General features: G+C 47.6%; 12 protein-coding genes. All 12 read right to left on the bottom strand.

The features are described from left to right. Window positions 1–84: 84 nt before the first annotated feature. Complete coding sequence (locus NST26_RS30450) at window positions 85–528, bottom strand: hypothetical protein (protein ID WP_340957567.1); 444 nt, start codon at window positions 526–528, stop codon at window positions 85–87. Window positions 529–779: 251 nt separating this feature from the next. Then, on the bottom strand, window positions 780–1,502 hold the full coding sequence (locus NST26_RS30455; RefSeq protein WP_036699238.1) for a response regulator: 723 nt from the start codon (window positions 1,500–1,502) through the stop codon (window positions 780–782). Between the two features lie 4 nt (window positions 1,503–1,506). After that, on the bottom strand, window positions 1,507–2,664 hold the full coding sequence (locus NST26_RS30460) for a sensor histidine kinase (RefSeq protein ID WP_340751347.1): 1,158 nt from the start codon (window positions 2,662–2,664) through the stop codon (window positions 1,507–1,509). 57 nt (window positions 2,665–2,721) lie between these two features. Then, window positions 2,722–5,436, bottom strand: a complete 2,715-nt coding sequence (locus NST26_RS30465) for a stalk domain-containing protein (protein WP_340958202.1) — start codon at window positions 5,434–5,436, stop codon at window positions 2,722–2,724. A gap of 256 nt (window positions 5,437–5,692) precedes the next feature. After that, on the bottom strand, window positions 5,693–9,721 hold the full coding sequence (locus tag NST26_RS30470) for an Ig-like domain-containing protein (protein ID WP_340957566.1): 4,029 nt from the start codon (window positions 9,719–9,721) through the stop codon (window positions 5,693–5,695). 188 nt (window positions 9,722–9,909) lie between these two features. After that, window positions 9,910–11,112: a methionine adenosyltransferase gene (gene metK / locus NST26_RS30475; RefSeq protein WP_076084485.1), complete on the bottom strand. Its 1,203-nt coding sequence runs from the start codon at window positions 11,110–11,112 to the stop codon at window positions 9,910–9,912. A gap of 203 nt (window positions 11,113–11,315) precedes the next feature. Then, window positions 11,316–11,588 carry an alpha/beta-type small acid-soluble spore protein gene (locus NST26_RS30480; RefSeq protein WP_036721686.1) on the bottom strand — a complete coding sequence of 91 codons (273 nt, stop codon included), beginning with the start codon at window positions 11,586–11,588 and terminating at the stop codon, window positions 11,316–11,318. A 189-nt stretch (window positions 11,589–11,777) separates the two neighbouring features. Further along, complete coding sequence (locus NST26_RS30485) at window positions 11,778–12,347, bottom strand: hypothetical protein (protein ID WP_036721688.1); 570 nt, start codon at window positions 12,345–12,347, stop codon at window positions 11,778–11,780. A gap of 86 nt (window positions 12,348–12,433) precedes the next feature. After that, entirely contained in the window at window positions 12,434–15,322 is a 2,889-nt protein-coding gene (locus NST26_RS30490) for a DUF4469 domain-containing protein (protein ID WP_051477751.1), read from the bottom strand. 589 nt (window positions 15,323–15,911) lie between these two features. Beyond that, entirely contained in the window at window positions 15,912–16,253 is a 342-nt protein-coding gene (locus NST26_RS30495; RefSeq protein WP_036721689.1) for a hypothetical protein, read from the bottom strand. 126 nt (window positions 16,254–16,379) lie between these two features. Further along, window positions 16,380–20,303, bottom strand: coding sequence for an S-layer homology domain-containing protein (locus tag NST26_RS30500; RefSeq protein WP_036721691.1), 3,924 nt, complete (start codon window positions 20,301–20,303; stop codon window positions 16,380–16,382). Window positions 20,304–20,500: 197 nt separating this feature from the next. Next, window positions 20,501–21,628 (bottom strand): glycosyltransferase family 4 protein, encoded by a 1,128-nt coding sequence (locus NST26_RS30505; protein WP_036721693.1) that lies wholly within the window; start codon window positions 21,626–21,628, stop codon window positions 20,501–20,503.

Raw genomic sequence — 21,628 nt, forward strand, 5'->3', positions numbered from 1 at the left:
CTCCTTATCTTTTAGAGCACGCCAAAAAGCACACCGCCCCATTCCTGGAGAGTGTGCTTCACCCGTAACTTACATATTTAGCTGTCATTCGCAGGGCTTGGATGGGGATTTCCCGCTTCCCGGCAACCGCATCATCCGCAGCGGCAGCAGCGGCTCCTGAACCCGCAGGTCAACCGTAACTCCCTGACGGAGTTCTGCCCTATCCGCGAGGCCGAAGAACGGCACCGCAGGTGCAAATTCAATAGAAGAGTTATGATAAGCCATCCGTGAGGCTACCGCCATGGTCCTGTCTTCTGAACCGTCATCCACCAAGGTGATCTGCAGGGGCCTGCCGATCCAGCAAGCATACACTGCAAAAACCCTGAGATACCACTCCACCACGGCCTCATGATTACGGGTAATCAGAATATAGTGAAGCCGCTTACCAGTCCGTGCTGCTGCCCGGGTCTCTTCCCGATGATGCAGGAGTTGAACAAGGGCTGCTGCGGATGCATAAATAGAGATAATCCAGATTAACTGGGCGATCATGAAGATGCACCTCCCTCTTATACCCACACTATATGCCGGTGATAAAAGGACGGTGACAGCCCATTAGCGCGGGAGCCCACCCGCCAGTTCAACTTAGGGTACATATTTAAGTTAGCATTTTGCAAAATTCGAATAGAGTGCGGACTGAAACAATACTATGGCTGCAGCTCTCAGCTGCATACAAGTTATGTACCGTTTATAAGGATCATTAGGATTCTCCAAAACGCTCAGTTAAAAGTTTATGAGGGAAGCTATAAAGTTACCCAGCCGTATTTGATAGAATTAATTACAGCCTGCGTACGGTCGTCCACTTCCATCTTTTGCAGAATACTGCTGACATGGTTTTTGACCGTCTTCTCACTGATAAACAGATATTCCCCAATCATCTTGTTACTCTTGCCCTCCGCCATCAACCGCAACACCTCTGCCTCGCGGCGGGTCAGCGGATTGTTATCGCCTGCAACGAATTTGACACCGGCTTCCTTCACGGCCGTCTCGGCCATAGCGCCAGTCTCGTTAAGGTACGTCATGCGCCGCAGCTGATTAATCAGCTTGCCGGTTACCTTCGGATGGATAAAAGCATGCCCCTCGCATACAGAGCGGATCGCATTAATCAGCGACTCGGCCTCCATATCCTTCAGCAGGTACCCGTTCGCCCCCTTGCGCAGCGTCTCAAACACATAGCTTTCATCATCATGAATCGAGAGGATAATCACTTTGACATCCGGGAACATTTCACGGAGCTTTTGCGTAGCCTCCACGCCGTTCTCAATCGGCATATTGATATCCATCAGCACGATATCCGGCTTATTGCCGTTGCAGAATTCAAGCACCTGGATGCCGTCCCCGCATTCGCCAATGACCTCGATGTCATCCTCCATATTCAAAATACGTTTAAGCCCTTCACGAAACAATTGATGATCATCGGCCAAAAGAACTTTAATGGGCGCTTTGCCAGAGTTTTGGTTCTCCATCACATTACTCCTTTCCCTTTTCCACATTCGTCGGAATGTGAATTACGATTGTTGTGCCCTGGTTCTCGGCTGACTGTATTTCCATTCTTCCCTCCAGCAATTCCACGCGTTCGCGCATACCCACCAGACCAAAGCTTTCCCGGTTGGCTTGTTCACTGATTTTTTTCACATTGAAGCCTAAGCCATTGTCTTTCACGACAATCTTGATCAATTGAGCCTGATAAGTAATCTCTACCAGTACGTAGCTTGGATAAGCATGCTTCGCCGCATTGGACAGACCCTCCTGCACCAGCCGGTATACCGCCGCTTCCATTGCCGAGGACAAACGGTGCTCCTTCCCCCTGGTTTCAAAAGAGGTGCGGATCTTCGTCTTCTCCTCATAATCATGCACATACTTCCGCAGAGTCGGAATCAGCCCCAAATCATCAAGCGCCATCGGACGCAGGTTGAAAATCACCTTGCGCATTTCTTCCAGGCTGTATCTTACCTGCCCCTTTAAGTCTATTACTTCGGCTTGTACCAGCCCAAATTCCTGCTTTACCAGCATTCTTTCTACAATTTCCGTCCTTAGGACTAGATTCGCCAGCATTTGAGCAGGACCGTCATGAATTTCCCGGGCAATTCTTTTCCGTTCCTCTTCCTGAGCCAGGATTATTTTGAGTCCAATCATCTGGCGGTTCTTCGCAGATTCGACAATTCGCGTCACTTGACCTAGTTCTCCGGACAGATATTCCAGGACAACGCTCATTTGCGAACCAATCGATTCGGCACGTTCTACAGAATTTTCGACACTGCGCACCCGCATTTGCAATTCATCGCGTCTGCTCCGCAGATAAGCCTCCCTCTCCCTGGTCATCATCAGCTCCAGCTGCAGCTCCGTCGCCTTCTCATAGGCAATCCGGATATCCTTCTCCGTGTAGCGGACAAAATCCCGGCTGACCTCTGTCAGCCGGATCCGGGAGCGGTGGTACTGCTGCTCCAGCTTGTCTACCTTTTGCAATGTTTCATCCGTTTCTTCCATGACCCGCTGCAGTTCTTTGTTGAGTGCAGCAAGCTCATCGCGTGCCACCTGCAATATTTCGAATATCTGATACTTGCTGCTCTCCATCACGTCGATGGTGTTTTTAATCACCCGATCTATCGCATCGGCTTGAAATTCCACGGATGCTTGCCCCATTTCTATCGAATCGTATTAAAGGCTTTCCTTTATATTAACATATCACGATTCGATAGTTACGGTCTTAGTGTTCTGTTCCCATTTTACAGTGAGTCCGAGCTGTTCTGTCACGAGTCGAAGCGGTACTAAAGTCCTGGCATTCAGAATCATCGGTGCTACTTCAGCACTCTGCCGCTTCCCGTTCAGTACGAACTCCTTCTTATTCACGGTCAGATCCAGCGCCTTAGAGCCCCGGAGGACCATAATCTTCTTAGTCTTCGCATCCCAGACCGCATTGCCGCCGAACGCGTCCAGAACATATTTTATCGGCACATACGTACTGCCGTCCTTCACGATCGGCGCAACATCAATCGGCCGCTTGGTGCCGTTAACCGTCATCGCCTTGCCTCCAATGCTCATCGCCGCCGTCCCTTTGGGCAGTCCCGCCTCACTGGAGAGCGATGGCATCACGAAGGAAATATTATCAAAAGCCACTGTCCCTGTCTTGGCCCGTTCATCCTGGCCTTCTTCTACATTTACCACGTAAAGTCTCTTAAGGGAAGCTGGGAATTTAATCCCTGAGCCGGACAGATCGATATTAAGCGTCTTCCAGCCGTTCCAGTCGATAACTTTCGCCAAATCAATATAGGCCGTCTTTCCGCTGGCATCTGTCAGCTCGGCACGCATCCAGTTCAGGCTCATGTCCCCCATCACATCGACTGACATGGAGGTTGCCGCCGCCGGAATATCCTTGCCCTTTGTACCGTTGAACTGGGCGTATGCGTACATTTTACCGGTGCCTGCACTCATATCGTAGCTAAGCGATAAGACCTTCGAGCCTGCACGCTCTGCGCTGCCCGCAACTACTGCTGCTGTTCCAGTAACCCCTGCCGCATTGGTTGTGAACGCGAACGGATAATTGGCATTCTCGAAATCCTCCCACGCCGTAGCAGCTGCAGTAGACAAGACAACCGCCGTGCTGAAGCCGTCATAGCGGGCAATCGCATATCCGGTAGTTACGCCGGGATCGACTGACTCCACTTTAAGCTTGCCGTCCCCCACACTTCCTTTGAAGCCGATAAACTCCCACTTCAGTGCGGTTGCCGGAACAGCTATCGTTGCCCCGCTCTTCGACACCGCGCTAACCGGAACCGATACAGTGGCTCCTGCTTGCAGCGGTGCAGTTGCTGTACCTGCAATCAGGCTGGACAGGTCTTCTCCGCCCAGAACGGTGACCTCGGTCTCCGCACTCGCTGTTCCGCTGGTCGCCTTCAGCTTGACGGTTCCCGGCTTGACGGCCGTGGCTTCGCCCGCATTCACAGTCACACTCCCGCCGCTTGCGGTCCAGGCCGGATTAGCCGCCGCTACATCCACCGGATTGTAGTACGTATCATAGCCCTTCAGGGAGTATGTGGCCTTTTGCCCGATTAACAGTACCGAGCTGCCGCTGATCTTGATTCCTTTCACTTCACCTTGCGGAGCAGAAGTATATACTCCCACGCCGTTAACGATTGTGCGCTGCTCCTTGCCGTATTCGGTATTGAAGGTAAGCGTAGTCGAGGTTTCAGCCAGCGGGCGGTCTACCATCGTTGTAGAGCCCCCTCCGTCCAGATTAATTCCTTTCCACACCCCGATATTCGTCATGAAGGATTGCAGCTCTGTCAGCGACAGACCCGCACTATTGCTGTTCTTCTCAGCTGCAATGACATATACGTACCTGCCATCCTGGGAATAGCCCAGCGCTGTACGCGCCCGGTACCCGCCAATGCTGCTTGTAGAACGGGAGAACGACGACGCCTTGCCGTTATTGACCAGAATCGTATGCCCCCCGATCATCATCTGCAGCGTAGAAGGATCGAGCTCCTGCTGGGTGGTTTTGGAACGGAGCAGATAGGTACTGTTTATCTTTTGTCCTACAACCAGATGTGCCTTGACGAACTCGGCAGCCAGCCCGTGCGTCCGCAGAATATAAGCCCCTTTGGGCACGGTCACCGGCAACGCCGAATCCAGCGAGATCTGGGTAATCGTATCATTCTCTACCAGCACCTCTGTTGGTGTAGTAGAACTGCCCTTAGGCCGCTCCAGCGCTGTCCACGCATCTGTGTAGATATAAGCGGCATTAGCATGACTGTAAGTCGAGCTGCCGCCTTCGGGATTGTAGGCCCCTTTGTTGATGCCGGACAGCGGGAACTGGGAACCATCCTCTGCGGTCAGCATCCCCTCAAACGTATATTCATCAATGATAGGTTTACGGTCCTTGGTTACTGCAAAAGCATACATTCCGTTTAGCTGTGAAGGAGTGGACACCAGCACACCGCCCGATACCTGACCGCCAATCGGCGCACCTTCTCCGCCGGTATTGAAGTAATCCCCGTTCACCGCCGCGACGGCTCCTGTCTCCGCCGCCATGCCCCCTGTGCTCTGCCGTGTCGTCAGATTCCCGCCTTTGCCGGTCATGACATCCAGAGAGACATAAGGATTATTCAGATCGACACGAATGACGCTGGCCAGTCCTGTGGCACTCTTACCTGAACGCACTGTGGTAAATTTATATTTCATCATCATCGCACCGGAAGTGATAACCTCTTCACTCAGCTTTGTCGCCGAGAAGGACGCTGCTGCTTGTGCTACCGGCGCAGTGCTTGCGCCCAGCCATCCTGCACCTTCACTCCCGACAACCGGCATGATCCAGATTACACCCGCCAGGGATGCAGCAATCCATTTTTTAGCAGGCGACCATTGATTTCCCCGTGTTGACTCAGTACTCTTTTTCCCCATGAAAAGCTCATTCATTTCAGTGTAACTCTCCCATCTATTTGTACTCTTCTACTTCGCTATCAAGACCTGGATATCAGTTCATAGTAATAGACTATACCTTTAATAGACTGAATTCAGCTCGAAAAGTTGCGAAAATTGGAGAGAACTAGCAGGTTTTACCGGATGGGCAGAGTCACGCTGGAGCTGTCCAGGTATGCCAAAAAAGCACCCGGCCCATAGACCGGATGCTCTGCTTAACTATACAATTCCCTTGCTCTTACAAATAACCTGCTGTCTTCAGCATCCGCTGCAGCATGACCGCAGCCTGCCCTCTGGTAGCATTACCCTGCGGCTGGAATTGCGTGGTGCTGACTCCCTGAATAATCCCCGCCTTGACTGCCTTGGCTACAAATTCGATACTCTGGCTCAGAATCCTCGCCCGGTCCTTGAACGGGCTAAGCGTATCCATTACCGATGCACTTAGCGTTACAGGCTGCCCCGTATACTCCAGCGCCCTCACCATCATAATCGCCATCTGCTCACGGGTAATTTTATCCTCCGCGCGGAAGGTCCCGTCCGTATTGCCGGTGATGATGCCGGCTTTGGCTGCGGCTTCTATGAAGTCACTTGTTTGTGTAAAAGGACGTACATCCTTGAACTGGGAAGCTCCACCGCGTACTGCCTGTAAACCTAAGCCCCGGCTGAGCATCACAGCGAACTCAGAACGAGTGATCGGCTGATCAGGCTTAAACGCAGTTCCATAGCTGCTATCGATGATATTTTTGGCGGCTAACTCTGCTACAGCAGTCTTACTCCAATGTGAGGTCATATCTCCAAAGGTACGCAAGGAAATGAACACCCCCACCACCTGGTTACCATTCGTGCGTGCACTAACAACGCTATTACTGCCCACTGTAGCAATTTGGGCCGGCAAATAAATAGCATCATTATATGTCGAATCTACTCCGGCAGCCATCGTTTGTGCAGAGTTAAGTACAGCAGGGTTACGAACAATGTACTGTCCTGTTACATTTAATTCCTTGGCATTGGAGTAGTTATCTTTAATTGAACCGGTAAGACGTAAATCCATAAGACCGGTAACGTTACGCATCGCCTGGCTTCCGATTTTTTGTTCGAACGAATAGAACGTCCCGCCCGGAACACTCTCCATACGCAGCACAAGTGAGACCTTATTGATATCTGTTCCCAAACCAGCAATTAGCGAATTGACATCAATGTCGCTTAGTTTTACACCATACATTTGATCTCCGTACCGGATAATCAGTTTTGCATTCTTGTTGCTTGTGGCTGCATCCGATAGAGCTTTTAATGGAACGGTAACATAGGCTGATTTCTCTGTAGAGGGAACCTCGAATACCAACTCATCCGTACCTGCAAGCTTTAGATATTGATAACTGGCAGCCATACGCTCTGCATTCAGATCATATCTTTTAACCATTTGTTTGTAGACCGAAAGATCTGTAACCGCAAGAGCAGAATCACTCTTCAGTAGCGGGTACTCCTTGCCAAACTCACTGGCAGGCAGGGTTCCGAGGTAAGAAGGGCGGCTTCCATTGCCCGTTACACCAGTGGTCAGATTCTGAACAGACAAGGAATTGAAGGACGGAAGAGAGTTACCATTCGTGTCTGTAATCATCCCCGCACCCGACAGGTAAGAGAGCTCCACCTTTTGCCCGGCCGTCACTGCTTGCGAGAGATTCAATTTCAAAAGAGTTCCAGACAGGCTGAAATCCTGAACATCAATGCTGCTTCCATCAGCCTTAATCCCAAACTGATTAACATACAATTTCGAAGATGACTGCATGCTCTTATTAAAAGTAACATTAAGTTCGTTGCCCTTCACTGTAGCTACGCTGATCTCCGATACTACCGTGGCTGAAGTTACAGACACTGGCTGAAGATCAACATAGGCTGCACGATTACCATTCAGATCACTAAGTCCAAGAGTACCTGGAACATAGGATACCGTCACTGTTCCGTTAACTGGCAAAGCAGTCTGAAGGGTCAATGTAGCCTGCGATCCACTTACCGATACATTGGTAACATAGTTTGGTTTGCCGCCAACCAGTACAGAGAACTGGCTATTCATCGGTAAATTGGTTGTGGACAGACCTTCGTTATAATTCAGAATGATTTTATTGCCCGCACCCGTCGCATTCTGGAACACCGGCGGCACATTATCCTTACTATTGCGGATGTTAAACTCAGCGAAGTTTGCAATATTCTGCCCCAGAGAGCTAACCAGCGGATACGAACCGGCGTAGTAGGATACCCGGACCGACTCCGAATTGCCCACCTCGGAACCCACTGTTAAATAAAGGGTGTTGCCGCTGGAGCTGATAGAATTCACCCCAAGCGAATACCCGTCAGTTGTTACCACAAACTGATCATACGCATATGGAGAGACCGTTTTGAGCGTATCATTGAAGGTCAGTGTCACTGTTCTGCCAGTAATTCTGCCTTCTTTGGGCGTAGGGAGCGCCGATTCTATAGTATTAGTGATCTGCTGTCCAGAAAAGGTAGGCGCAGCATTCCCGCTCGTATCCTGAATCGTCCGCACGCCGCCGGTATAGCTGATTTTTACATTCTGCCCTACAGCGATGCCTGTGCTAATCACTACAAATACACTGTCTCCTTGAATATAGGCACTCTCAATATTCCGGGTTTCCTCATTAACGGTTACCCCGAAGCTGGAAGCCAGCAGCGCCACTGAAGCGTTAAGCGACTCATTATACCTCAGGCGGATCGTCCGGTTGTTCTCCAGCACTGCACTCGTCAGCGAGGGTGGAGTTTTATCTATGGCCACAGTGCGGAAGCTCCAGGACTTGGTACCGCTTAATCCCTCATACTGCACGCTGGGGTCTGCGGCATCCGTGAACGCTCCTTTGGCGATGTCGATATAATAGATCGTATCTGATTCCAATGCTGCCGTCGGCTTGATTAAAAACTCCTTGGCAGAGGCGCCCTGCTGAACTGTCGCTGTCACTTTAGATCCATTGCTTTTGTACAGAACAACCCCGTTCGTGACGGTGCTATTATTGATAACATCCCGGTTGAAATTAACCGCAATCGTTTTGGAGATATCTACCGACTCACTGCGGTCCGCTGGTGTTAACGCGGCTACAGACAGACTTGTCAGTGATGCCGTCGTGAACGTCCAGGAGTACGGACCTGAGGCCGGAAAGAGATGACCATCCTGATCATAAAAAGCACCCTGCGGTATTGTCACAGTATATAGCGTACCGCTCAATAGCGGTGAAGCTGCGGAGGCTGGCAACAGAGTTATTGTCGAGCTTCCCCCACCGGTAACATTCGTTGAATTGACATTCAGCCATCTTGTTCTAGGGTCCCCTGCACCTGGAGAGACCGAGATTACTCCAGAGGCCGGACTCATCGGGCGGTCGAAGTATAGCTTAAGGGCTCCACTAACCGATGCGCCAAAAGATGCATTGGCCGGAGCCGTAGATGCAGAGATAGTACCCGTGCCGACCGTGGAGAAGCTCCAGCCGCTGCCGCTTGCTATCCCCTGATAGGTTGTATTATTAGCATCCTTGAATGCATAAGCGTCGATAAGCACATAATAATTCCCGCCGGACGGAAGCTTATTAGCCAGTGTCAACGTCACCGTTGTCGAGGAATCTGCACTCTGGAATGCTACGCCAGGTTCTCCATCTCTGATCGCAAACTCTTGTATAACCGCGTTATCCGCTGACGAGAGCAGCCTGACGCTGCCTCCTCCGGCTGTAAGGACTCCAGATAAGCGAATACTCAGCTCCGTTAAGCTACCTGCCTCTACTCTGGAATTGATGGCAGGAGACATGCTGCTTGCTGTAATCGCCGGATTTACCTCCGGAGCTGTCGTGAACTTCCAGCTTGTTGCCGCAGATTCATTGCCTGCGCTATCCTTGAACAGCCCCTTAGGCACACTTACGCTATATGTTTTGTAGGGAGCAAATTTAAGGCTGGCGCCTAGCTTGATCTCGTAGCTTGACGAGTTTCCGATTAGTCCTGCACTCCCGACTGCAATTTCCGTAAATACCGTTTCGGCATTTACATCTGTAATGGTGATTTTCCCGGCTTGCGGGATCACCTGGCGGTCAAAGCCAAGCCCCAGCGAAGCCCCGACATTTACAAAAGCAGACCCGTTCGCAGGAGAAATGCTGATTCCGAATTCCGAAGCGGCGTATACCGCTGATGTATGTATACCGATAGCCGGACTGCCCAGACCAAGCAGCAGATTGCCTGCAATGATAATTGCCGTTCCTATTCTTAATTTCTTTCTCATTCTTAAAAAACCCCTTTCAGCCCTTCCAGCACTTCTTGTATTTGTATACTGTTATATTTCGGCTAAAGGGCTTCCAAAGTTTAGAAGATGACGGCTGCGGGCACATCGGCTTGCTTTTTCACAAAAAAAAGCCCACACATCACCCTCTTCATGAGGACTTCTGTATGGGCATATTTATTCTTAATTTCTTAGATTCCAGACTGGGCCTTTAACAAATCCGCCTTATCTACGCGTTCCCACGGAAGGTCCACATCTGTGCGGCCAAAATGTCCATAAGCTGCTGTCTGTCTATAGATAGGCTTACGCAGATCCAGCATCGAGATGATTCCCGCCGGACGAAGATCAAAGTTATCGCTGATCAGTTGAACCAGCTTCTCCTCACTGATCTTGCCCGTTCCATATGTATCCACATTGATCGATACAGGGGTAGCAACACCGATAGCATACGCCAATTGAATCTCGCACTTGTCAGCAAGGCCGGCAGCGACCAGATTCTTCGCTACATAACGAGCCGCATAGGCTGCAGAACGGTCCACTTTGGTCGGATCTTTACCGGAGAAGGCTCCGCCGCCGTGACGGGCATAACCGCCATATGTATCCACAATGATTTTGCGTCCAGTCAGACCGGCATCTCCTTGAGGACCACCAATAACAAAGCGGCCAGTAGGATTAATGAAGTATTTAGTGGCTTCATCCAATAGCTCAGCCGGAACAACCGGAAGAATGACATGCTCTTTGATGTCTGCCTGAATTTGTTCAAGGGTAATTTCTTCTGCATGCTGGGTAGACACAACAATAGTATCCACACGCACCGGCTTGTCGCCCTGGTACTCAATCGTAACCTGGGTTTTGCCATCCGGACGCAGATATTTCAAAGTTCCATCTTTACGGACTTCCGCCAGACGCCGGGCAATCCGGTGAGACAGGGCAATCGGAAGCGGCATAAGCTCAGGTGTCTCATTCGTAGCGAACCCGAACATCAGACCTTGGTCACCGGCACCAATGTTAGCAGTCTCTTCAGCTAATGACGCAGGGTCCCGATGCTCAAGAGCAGCGTTTACACCCTGGGCAATGTCTGCCGATTGCTCGTTCAACGAGCTAAGAACCGCACAAGTATTATAATCAAAGCCAAACTTCGCGCGGGTATAGCCAATTTCCTTAATAGTATTACGTACGATTGCCGGAATATCCACATATTCAGATTTAGTGCTAATTTCCCCGATGACAAGCACAAGACCTGTTGCTACAGCTACCTCACAAGCTACACGGGCATTAGGATCGTTAGCAAGAAATGCATCTAGTACCGCGTCGGATATCTGATCACAGATTTTATCGGGGTGTCCCTCCGTTACGGACTCAGAAGTAAACAGATGACGCCCTTTGATCGACATATACAACAACCTCCCATATTGTTGATCTGACACTGTATTCAAGGGGGCTCCCTAGTAGATAACAGGCCAAATATAAGTAGTAGAATAATAATGGCCAATGCCTGTTTTATTCAAAAAATGAACCTTTTCCGGATGGAAAAGGTCTACGGCCTTCCTCAAAGGTCATATTATCTTATTTACCGGTGGCTGTCAATTGAAGCCAGTTATGCGAAAAGAGACTGCTCTGCCTGTTTGATCAACCTCTTTGTGATTTCCCCGCCAACAGATCCATTATCTCTGGAGCTTAGATGTCCCAGATATGGAGTACCTCCAGAAACACTTGCTCCGCCAATCGTCCCCAGCTCAGAAGCAAACTCCGTATCCATCCCTCCGCCGTACGAAGCTCCATATAATCCGAATTCAGAAGCAATTTCATATTGCATTTGTTTCAGCATTGCCCGGCTTTCTGGTACCACACTGCGATTTGTACGTGCCATGTTACAGCACCTCCTGCGAATTTTTTTTAAGATTACAGGTGGTATTGTGTACGAATCGCAAAGGCCTGAGTCGGCTTAATGTTTGTCAACTGTGGGAATGAGTTCCGGTGTATATGGAGGTCCAAAATAGGGCATTCTTTATATAGAAAGAAAAATGTCGATTGAAGTGTTCTTAAAAAAAGATTGCAGCTATTTCAGAGTATATGCTCCACGGACCATAACAACGATTTTCATCGTTTGACCGTCCTGTACAGCAATTCCACGGCCATCCCGGGGGAAAGATAATAGATGATTCATAGGCGCAGCTACACCATTCGCCAAATCGACACCATCCGTCAAATCAGCTACTCCATTAGCATCTTGGGAATAAATAACCGCTTTGCCGGCGCGAACAATAAATTCAGCACCCGCCCCGGCAATCAGGGTTTGTCCAGGTTTCACATCAACGATTTCGCTGGCATTGCCCGTATTGCCTGTGTCACCCGAACCGGAAGCCGGCGCTTTGGTTGGAGCTGTGGTTGCAGCCGGTGCATTAGTTGCAGTAGCAGCCGGAGTCTGAGTAGGTGGACTAATTGTTCCACCCTGCAAAGCCTTCTGAATCTGTTGGTCCACATAGCTCTTAGTAACCACCGGGTCCTCAGCCGTTCCTGGCTGTGATCCAACACCGGCGCCTTCAGCCGTTAAGTTGAGCATGGAGCCTGCCCACAGGCCACCTGCCAGCAGCACTGCGGACATCGTAACTTTCCAAGCCGTCTTCAAAAGTAATTCCTCCTCATAGTGGGATAAATGGCTATAAAAAAAGAATAGCCTCCGAAGAGGCTATTCTTTGCTTCGGTAATCGGAGATTACTTAGCGTAAATTTCGTTAGTGTCGTCTTTAATAACGTTTCCGTCACCATCAGTGAACGTAGCGCCTTTAACGACTTTAACAATAATTCTGTTAACTTCATTAGCGTTAAGGTCAAGCTCCTCAAGGGCACCTGCTTTAGAATCAATGATTTGTTTCGAGAACTTAACAGACCATTTACCCTTGTCAGAACCGTACTTGATTTCAGTAACCGAAACGATATGTTCTTTCTTAACAGCCTGGTTATCAACAACATCATTGTTGATAAAGAACTGCAGGTTACTTGTGAGGTTCTCTTTGGTAAGACCAACTACATCTTTAGAGAATCCAAGGATCAGTTCAGTGGAGCTTCCTCCAGATACTGCTGCAGTGTTAAGGGTCGGTTTAATTCTGCTAGTCAGCTTACCCTTAGCTTTAGCTTGTGTACCATCAATGCCGTTACCAACAGTGTCAGTAACTCCGCTTACGATGAACTCGTAATCAGTTTTAGTGGTCTCAATTGCACTACTAGGAATCTTAATAGTTACGCGAGCATATACAGGATTCTTCGTAGATCCAATTGTATTACCATTAGAATCAAGAGTAGTTACAGATGGGAATGATCCAGCTGGAAGTGCTTTACCGTCCAGTGTATAGCTGTTTGGATCAATCAAAGTCGCACTATTCAGACCACTTGGATCCTTCAGATCAACTGTAATGGTTGCTTCGCCATATACAGTATTAGTAACGCTGTCTCCGCTAACTTTCACACTGTCAATGAATTTGATCGGTGTTGCGCCAGCAGTTGGCAGGAACAATTCTGGTCCCTTATCATCAGTGGAAGAAGCTCCCAGAGTAACATCCAATACTTGTGCAGTATTTTCGTTGCCACTGTAAGATTTATCTTTCACCAAACCAGCCGGTACACGCAGAGTGTACTTACCAGCAGCTACAGAAGCTGGAACTGGAAGGACGATAGTTTTTTCGTTGTTTTTCTTGAATCCGGTAGTTGGAACAATAATGGATTCACCAGTTGATTCACTGATCAGGTATACAGTACCCTTACCAACATAGTCAACATCCTTAGTGAATCTCAAGGCAATACCTTTGTTCGCTGTAGTTGTCGAGTAAGTTACATTAGTCACTGTTGGAGCCACTGTGTCCTTAGTGAATGTGATGGCTTGGTTAGAAGCCGTTCCCAGGATGTTGCCCAGTGTGTCCTTAACATTAGCACCGAACACAACTGAACCGGTGAAAGTGTTGCTGGATGGGAATGAAATTCTAGGCGATTGCAGAGTGAACTTCTTGCCATTCTCAGAAGTTAGAACAGAGAAAGTACCTTGGCTTTCACCAGAAGAGTTCAGCAAACGAACGTTACCTACCAGAGATGCACGGTCTACTGTTTTATCGAATTCAACTTCGATAAATCTGTCACTTACCGGAGTTACGCTCTTAATGACAGGAGCTGCAACATCGGAGGTAACTGTAACTGTAGTTTTTGTAGGATTCGGTGTAATGGTATTTCCTGCATAGTCAGATACATTCTGCAGAGAAACATCATAAGTTTTACCACTATCCAGTGATCCGCCAGTCAGTTTGAATTCATCATAAGTAGCAGTAGTAGCAGTAGCTTGAGCAGATACACCGTTAACGTAAGCTACGATACCCGTAGTTTTTACTGGCTCGCTAAATTTAACATAAACATCTTTAGTGTTTGTTTTCGCAGCAGCAGTTGTAGATACAATAGTCGGAGCTACTGTGTCAGCAACATTCACAGTCTGAAGGAAAGCTGGAATGGATTCTGCAGAAGTTGTGCGAATATCACCACTAATTTCGATGTTGTAGTTACCCTTAAGGAACTTGATAGTTGGAACGTTAGCCAAGGTGATTACAGCCTCAGTATTATCGGCATTGAATGTCACATTAGCGTTAACTGCATCATTGTCCTTAGTGCCAACCTTAGTGATCTTGATAACTTCATCAAGCAGTCTGCTGGATTCAGCTACAGTATCAGTGTCAATTGTGCGATTGAACTTAACAACTACTTGCTTCGAGTTTGGAGTTGTTACAGAAACAACCTTAGGAGCCTGCAGAGTTACTTTTGCAGTATAGTCCTTTTCAAGGTGTTTGAAGTTGATTGTTTGTTCAACACCTGCTACCAGAGCAGTTGTCAATTCAACGTTTGCAGTAGTTTTGTCAGAGAAAGTTACAACTACTTTGGTTGGGCTTACTGCTTCAGCAGAAGCTACAGTCAATGTAGGAACTTTACCGATTTGGTCAGCATAGTAAGCTGTTTCAACTACCAAAGAACGAAGAGCGTTAGCTTTGAAGTTGGCAGTTTTCTCTACCAGACCAGCGTTGATAACTGCTTGCGCATAGCCCTTAGCCCATACAGATGCACTGTTATCAGTTGTAGTTGGTTGTTCCAGCTTAAGAGCGATAGCCAATACTTTAGCTACTTCTTCAACTGTTACTTTACCGTTGTAGTTGAAGATACCTTTAACAGTATCTTGACCCTGCATCAATCCTGCTGCAGTAACTGCTTCGATGTAAGGAACAGCCCAGTTTTTAGCGTTGTAACCTTTATCGTTGTAAGACAACTTGCCAGTTACTTCAGTAAGACCGAACAATTTAGTAACGATCTTAGCGAATTCTCCGCGAGTCAGATCTTTATCAAGATGAGCCTTACCATCAGGGAACCCATTAACAACACCCTTTGCTGCTAAAGCATCAAATGCTTGTTGTGAAGTTACCTTTGCTGTTTCACCAAATGCTACAGAGGCAAACATCGAGAATGCCATTGCTGTAGATAATGCTACGGATAAAATTTTCTTCATAACCTTTTTTTCTCCTCCTTGGACATTCATAAACTGGGATTTTTCTTTAGTTGTGTAGCTCATATCACTCATTTGTCGAGCACCCCCTTTCCCGAGTTGAGCAGATTAAGTATAAATAATGTCTGTGACGGGTATCACAGAAACTTGTAAACAGCTTCAAGGCATAGTAATACTAGATTCCTAATTCTACCTAAGTATTATACAATGTGCCTCTAGTCACGTAAAGCTAATTTTTCCATTTAGCAATGAACAATGCCTTGAGGGCATTCCGCAATTGCCTTGTGCAAGTGACTCTACACCTTAAACGCAATAGTTTCAAAAAAGTTGCGCTTTGGTTAAAAAAACTTTTTCTGCCCTGCTGTATCCCTGCCCCGATACTCTAGAAGATACAATATGTATGTTCTACTAACTATTGTTAATGTTGGGTGGCTACGGGAATCAGTATAGCATAGAGGCATTCCAAACGTCATTAAACAATATTTGCTAAGTTCATAAACAAATATTGCATACTAAATGTGATTTTTTTGTTGACCAACATTCGAGCTAATAAGTATATACCCACATTGCAGCAGGGTTAACACGTTCCCGGATAATGATTGACATAAAGAAAGGCTACTGAGATCAACTCAGCAGCCTTACCTTCAATTCAGTATATCCAGGGCTAACGAATCTTCATCGATAGCTGTATTAACTCCTGGCGCTTCTCAGGGCTTGCATTTACATTCTCATACATGGCATCAATCGCCGCGCGGTTCTCACGGTAGGTCTTCTCATGCTTGATGGTGCTATGGGACCAATCGATCAAAGCATTCTCAGCAATAACAAGTTCATTATAAGCATCATGGAAGCCAGTTGCTTGGACAAGCTCTTCCATTACCTCCTGAGTGATCTCCTGCAGAGCCCGCTTCGCTGCAATTTCCTTTTCCATAACCTTTGCTCTATTCTCAAACATATTCTTTGCTTTCGTGTAATCCAATTGTGCTTTTGATAAAATCGGTTTCATCGATGGCTTTCACCTTTCACGTAAAAATGGTTTCTTTGACATTGTAACGCAAATGGGAGCAGATTACAAAGATGTCCGAATGGTAATTTAACCTGAATAAGGTTTTTACTCTGGGACTGTTACTGCCTAGCTCAGGGTTTTAGGGAAAATTGTAGTGCTTTTCTTCAAAAGCTCCACAGCTATTTTACCAGCCTCAGCTCTTGTCATATTGGCTTTAGGATTAAAGTTGTACGAAGCCTTCTTTTGTCCCGTAGTGGTCACTTCAGCCCCATTCATAATTTTAGCCTTTGACACGGCCTGAACTGCGGCTAATGCATAGGACTCTATCTTACCGGAATCCAGGAAGGACTTGGCTACTGCATCCTTTAATTTCTGATCATTAACCGGCAGCTTCAGCTTGAGTGCTCTGGCAATCATCACAGCTGCTTGCTCACGCGTAATCGGTTGATCTGGACCAAATACCCCATCGGTAAGTCCAGTCACAATTCCGGCTCTGGATGCTGTCTCAATATGTTCATAATCCCAGGTTACTGAACTGGCCCCTGGAACCAAATCTGAATAGGTCTTATTACTATCGTAGTTAAGCGGCAGATTCAAGCCCTTAACAAGCAGGGTCGCGAACTCTCCTCTTGTTGTCTGATCGTCTGTGCCAAACTGTTCAAAACGAAGATTATTCATGATCCCCTTGGAATACAGGGCATTAAGAATGTTCCGGGCCCATTGGTGATTCGTAATATCGTTATAGCCACGGCTCATTTTCATAACCTTGTAATAACCAAATTCATCAAACGGAACACTGATTGTATGCTTGTTGGTATCCACAGTACCACCAATATTCACCCATTCACGGTTGGAGTTATATTGGAATACAGTTACAACGGTCCCCGCATCGTCAACGACATTGGAGTCAAAGGCCAGGGTTAGTTTCCCCCGCTTGGACGGTGTGATCTTGCGTTCTGCCGGAGTCTGCGGATCACCGAACAAACCATCTACAGAATATGGAGCCAGGCCATTCGTTGCAGGAATGTACCCTCCAGTCGATACTGTACCCAATTCGCCCAAGCCTCCGCTAATCCAGTACACATCGGATATTCTTACGAAGTTACTGCTCTCATATGGAGAACTGAAACGAAGTGAGAATTCATCGGGAATGGTCCAGTTAGGAATTCCGCTCTCTTCAAATGTTACCGGGAAGCCGATGACATTGCCATAATCGTTACGGCGTTCGACCACACCTGTTGTCGGTTCAGCAATACCGAAGCGAAGTTTGGTATCAGGATAGAACTTCTTCAGATTGCGTGTATCTGTACTTTGCATTACAGTCCCTTTCGGGAAGGTCAATTCTAGCTTCTTATTAAATACACTGTATTTGTCCGCTACCTTAGGCGCCATGTATTGCGAATCAACTGCTACAGTGCCCGTATAGAATATTGAGATAGTATCTGTACTTGTACTGCTTCCTCTGACAATTTGAATTTTGATGCTGTTTGCCTTATCTGGCTTCAAGCCTACGTAATCCAGAACGAACCTGCCCGGTCCCAGATCCGTTCGCTTAACGGCCTGCTCTTTGTCAATAACTACACTTGTAGCTCCCTCAGCCTCAATATCAAAATGAACAAAGTTCTTGTTCACAACATACTGAGTCCCTACAGAGGGCTGAGGAGACAGAATGCGGTAAGCACTGACCTCCCGGATCAGCTCCAGTTTCTGACTAGTCTTGGCACCCGTGCTGTTGATCAGTTCCAGCGTATAGATGTAGGTTCCCGGTGTATCATTGGTGAGATCCTGAATCCGCATTACGAAATCCTTCTGACTGCCGGCAAAGCTGGTAGTATAACGTTGATCCGCAAACACCGGGCTTGCTGTATTAGCAGCACTGGCGTTAGCCGGAATATCAAGCGACAATATATTTTTGGTACCCATGTTCAGATTCAGCTTCACTGCCCCGCTGCCTCGCAGCACCAAATCATAGGTTTTCAGACTAGTTGTATACTTTGTATCATTATAAATAAAATCAGGTGTCAAATTGAACAGCTTCGTGAGCAGTACATCCGTTGGTCCAAAATTAGCGTCCGGGAATGTAGGTCTTCCTGTGCCTAAGGCCGGCTGGAATTTGCTGATGGTTGATACATTCTCATCAAGAATATAGACACGCAGTTCCTTGCGGACCTCACGAACCTGTCCTTTTTCATCTACCCCTGTTCCTGTCAGGACAATTTTGTTCTCCCCGAATACAATAGGGCCTGCACTTGCATCAATTTTTAAATCTACAGAAAAAGCACCATCACTTGGATTTGGCCACTTCTCTGTTCCTGTAGGTTTTATTTTCAACCCATTCACATACATTTCAGCCAGGAAGTAGCTGCTACCCAGATTAAAGTCGATATATTGTCCCTTTACGTTCAATACTTTGCTCTCGCTGGAGTTAATTACATAAGTCTGCCCATCCGTAAGGTTGGATACATAAATGTAGCTCTTCGAGGCAAAAGAAATATTAACATCCTTGTTTGAGGATGAGCCATCTATCTTGAACCGGACGGTCTGATTCCCGTTCTGGAAATCCGTAATTTTAAAGATATGTTCTGTTGGCGATACCGCCTTTATCCATTCCGGCGCTAAAACTCTGGTGGACAAAGGCAAATAGCTTGCAAGCAGCTTTACAGGAGTGGTTGTCATAGCTGTATTGGTTTTAACCAAGATATAGAATTCTCCAGAATCCACCTTAGCCCCATTCAGCGCTACTCCGGCAGGTACTGTCCCTGTTGTTCCGTTATATCCAGGCAGATACTTCATATCTGTAATTACAATGTTATTCTTCATATACTGAAAATCAATGGACCGGTTAACGGTCTTGGTTCCATACGCTACTGAAAGATTGTGCGTCTGCTTTTCTAAACGGTTGGCAGGTGTTGCATTATCCTTTGTTAAGGTCAAAGGGATTTTAAATGTTACCAGCCGATAAGCAGGCGAATCCTTAATTGGAGATGGCACCAAAATTTCACCATTGCCTACTTTTAACTCTACAGTACCACCACTTCCAAGGGTTAATCCTTCCCCATATTCAATAGCGGGTACTGCACTATCCAGCTTCACAACTGCCGAACCGCTGAAAGGCACTCCGGCATTGTCTGGAACCATCATCTGGACAAATAGGCTGGCAGTATCTTTATCCTCTGTCATCACTGGCTGATCACCGTACAAGAGGTCCTGCCCTTGACCGGTACTATCTCCTAAGTACATAGCGACTATTGGGTTCTTCTCATCATAATAGAAAATTGAATATTGAAAGCTGAGTGTGTCAGAACCATTCTGTACAACCAGCTTAAGGCTGTTCACCCCAGGCTTAAGCTCCATACGCTGGGAAAAGAAAGTGCCATCCTGCAATAATGATGTGCTTGAAGCAGTGCCATCATTAAGGGAAACCGTAACCTTGGTGGCATTCTGCGCTTTACCTTCAAGTGTGATTTCCTTGTTGGCTACGACTAACTGTGCGCCTTCATTTAGATTCAGCTTCTCTGATCCTCCAAGAACCTGAAGCTTCTCCACATAAGGAACCTTATCGAAGAGAACGTAAAATGCTTCTGAGCGGTCATTGCTGCCTTGCGATCCGGTCAATGTAATCCGGTTCATACCAGGATACAAGGTCAGATTGGCACTGAAACGGTTATCGGGGCTGTCAACATCCAGTTGGACCACTCCCGGTGTTACGTGTGTAGGATCTTCCAGCCATTTGTTGTTCTGCTGATCCCAATTTAATAATTGTACATTTGCTCCGAGTGTAGAACTGGTTACCTTTGTAAAGGTACCTGTAACTGTCAGGCTTGCATCTGTCACCTGCAATACATTATCTCTGGCAATTTGCAATGACGGCACTGAAGATGATGGAAGTAAAGTCAGATCAACCGTATTCCGAAGCTTTTGATTATCCGGTGTAAAGTAACTGGTCGGCTTATCTGCAGCCGCCGCAATATTCATAAGTCCCGGCGGGACTAAGGATACCAATAAAGCGAACAGAAGTGTCCAGATAAATGTTTTTTTCATGCGCTGCATGTCATTAACCTCTCCCTTTTGTTGATGATAATTATTTTATCGGTCCAGCAGCCCATAATATGAAGGACTCCGCCCAACTTTTCTGTAAGCGGCATCCAGATCTGCAATAAGACAAAAAAAAGAGCGTACCCTTATGGAAGGATACGCACCGATATTTAATGAAACAATTTGTGAATCGTATTCAGCTTCAAAAGAAATTATAACTTACTGCCCCGCTCTTGCCCAACCTTCATCCGCATTCTCAAAAACAAATCAATCACCGGGCGCTTGGTCTTGCTGATGACGCCGGTGATCTCTGCGCCGATCTGCAGGAAGAAGAGCATGACGCAGATGACTACGAAGGTAACCCAGTTGGCTTCGTAGAGCGAAGCAGAGGTCTGGATGACTGCCAGGATACCGAAGAATGCGGCAATGCCGTAGATGATCAGTACCGTCTGGCGGTGGCTGAAGCCGAGCTCGCGCAGACAGTGATGGAGATGGCCTTTGTCCGGAGCGAAGATCGGCTTCTTCTGCAGCTTGCGCCGGACGATGGCGAAGAACGTATCCGATAACGGAACTCCGATAATCAGGAGTGGTGTGATGAATGAAACCACCGCAATCTGTTTGAAGCCGAGGAGTGCAAGCAGTGCCAGGCAGAAGCCCAGGAACAGCGAGCCCGTATCTCCCATGAAGATTTTGGCGGGATGGAAGTTGAAGAACAGGAATCCCAGTATGCTGCCCAGAAGCAGCAGACAGAGCAGGGCAACCATGGTGTTCCCCATCAGGAAAGCCATGACAGCAATCGTAGCAATGGCAATACCGGATACGCCTGCTGCAAGCCCGTCCAGCCCATCGATCAGGTTCACGGCGTTCGTGACGCCGACAATCCAGAAGATCGTCAGAGGGATGGCAATCCAGCTCTCTAAGGAAGAATAGCTATTATGAAAAGGAATATTTACGAAATCTACCGTGATGCCAAACCCGAAAACTACAATACAGGCAGCAGCAATCTGGCCCAGCAGCTTCACTTTGGCTGATAGCTCAAAACGGTCATCCAGACCGCCGATCAACACAATCAGGCCTCCGCCGCATAGCAGCGCTTTAATGAAATTAGCCTCCCGGGGAGTGAAGTCATACGGAATAATCGGTAATACGGCAAGCAGGCCTAACACAAACGCCAGAAATATGCCGAGTCCGCCAAGGCGGGGCATGATCTTCGTATGCACTTTCCGGGCATTTGGCACATCTGTCGCACCGATCTTAATGGCGAATTTCTTCACGAACGGCGTCAAAAGCAGTGCAAGCCCCATGCACACAACGAATCCGGCGATGTATATGATTAACAT

It is taken from the genome of Paenibacillus sp. FSL R7-0128 (assembly GCF_038002245.1).
In the GTDB taxonomy this organism is placed as follows: domain Bacteria; phylum Bacillota; class Bacilli; order Paenibacillales; family Paenibacillaceae; genus Paenibacillus_AQ; species Paenibacillus_AQ silagei.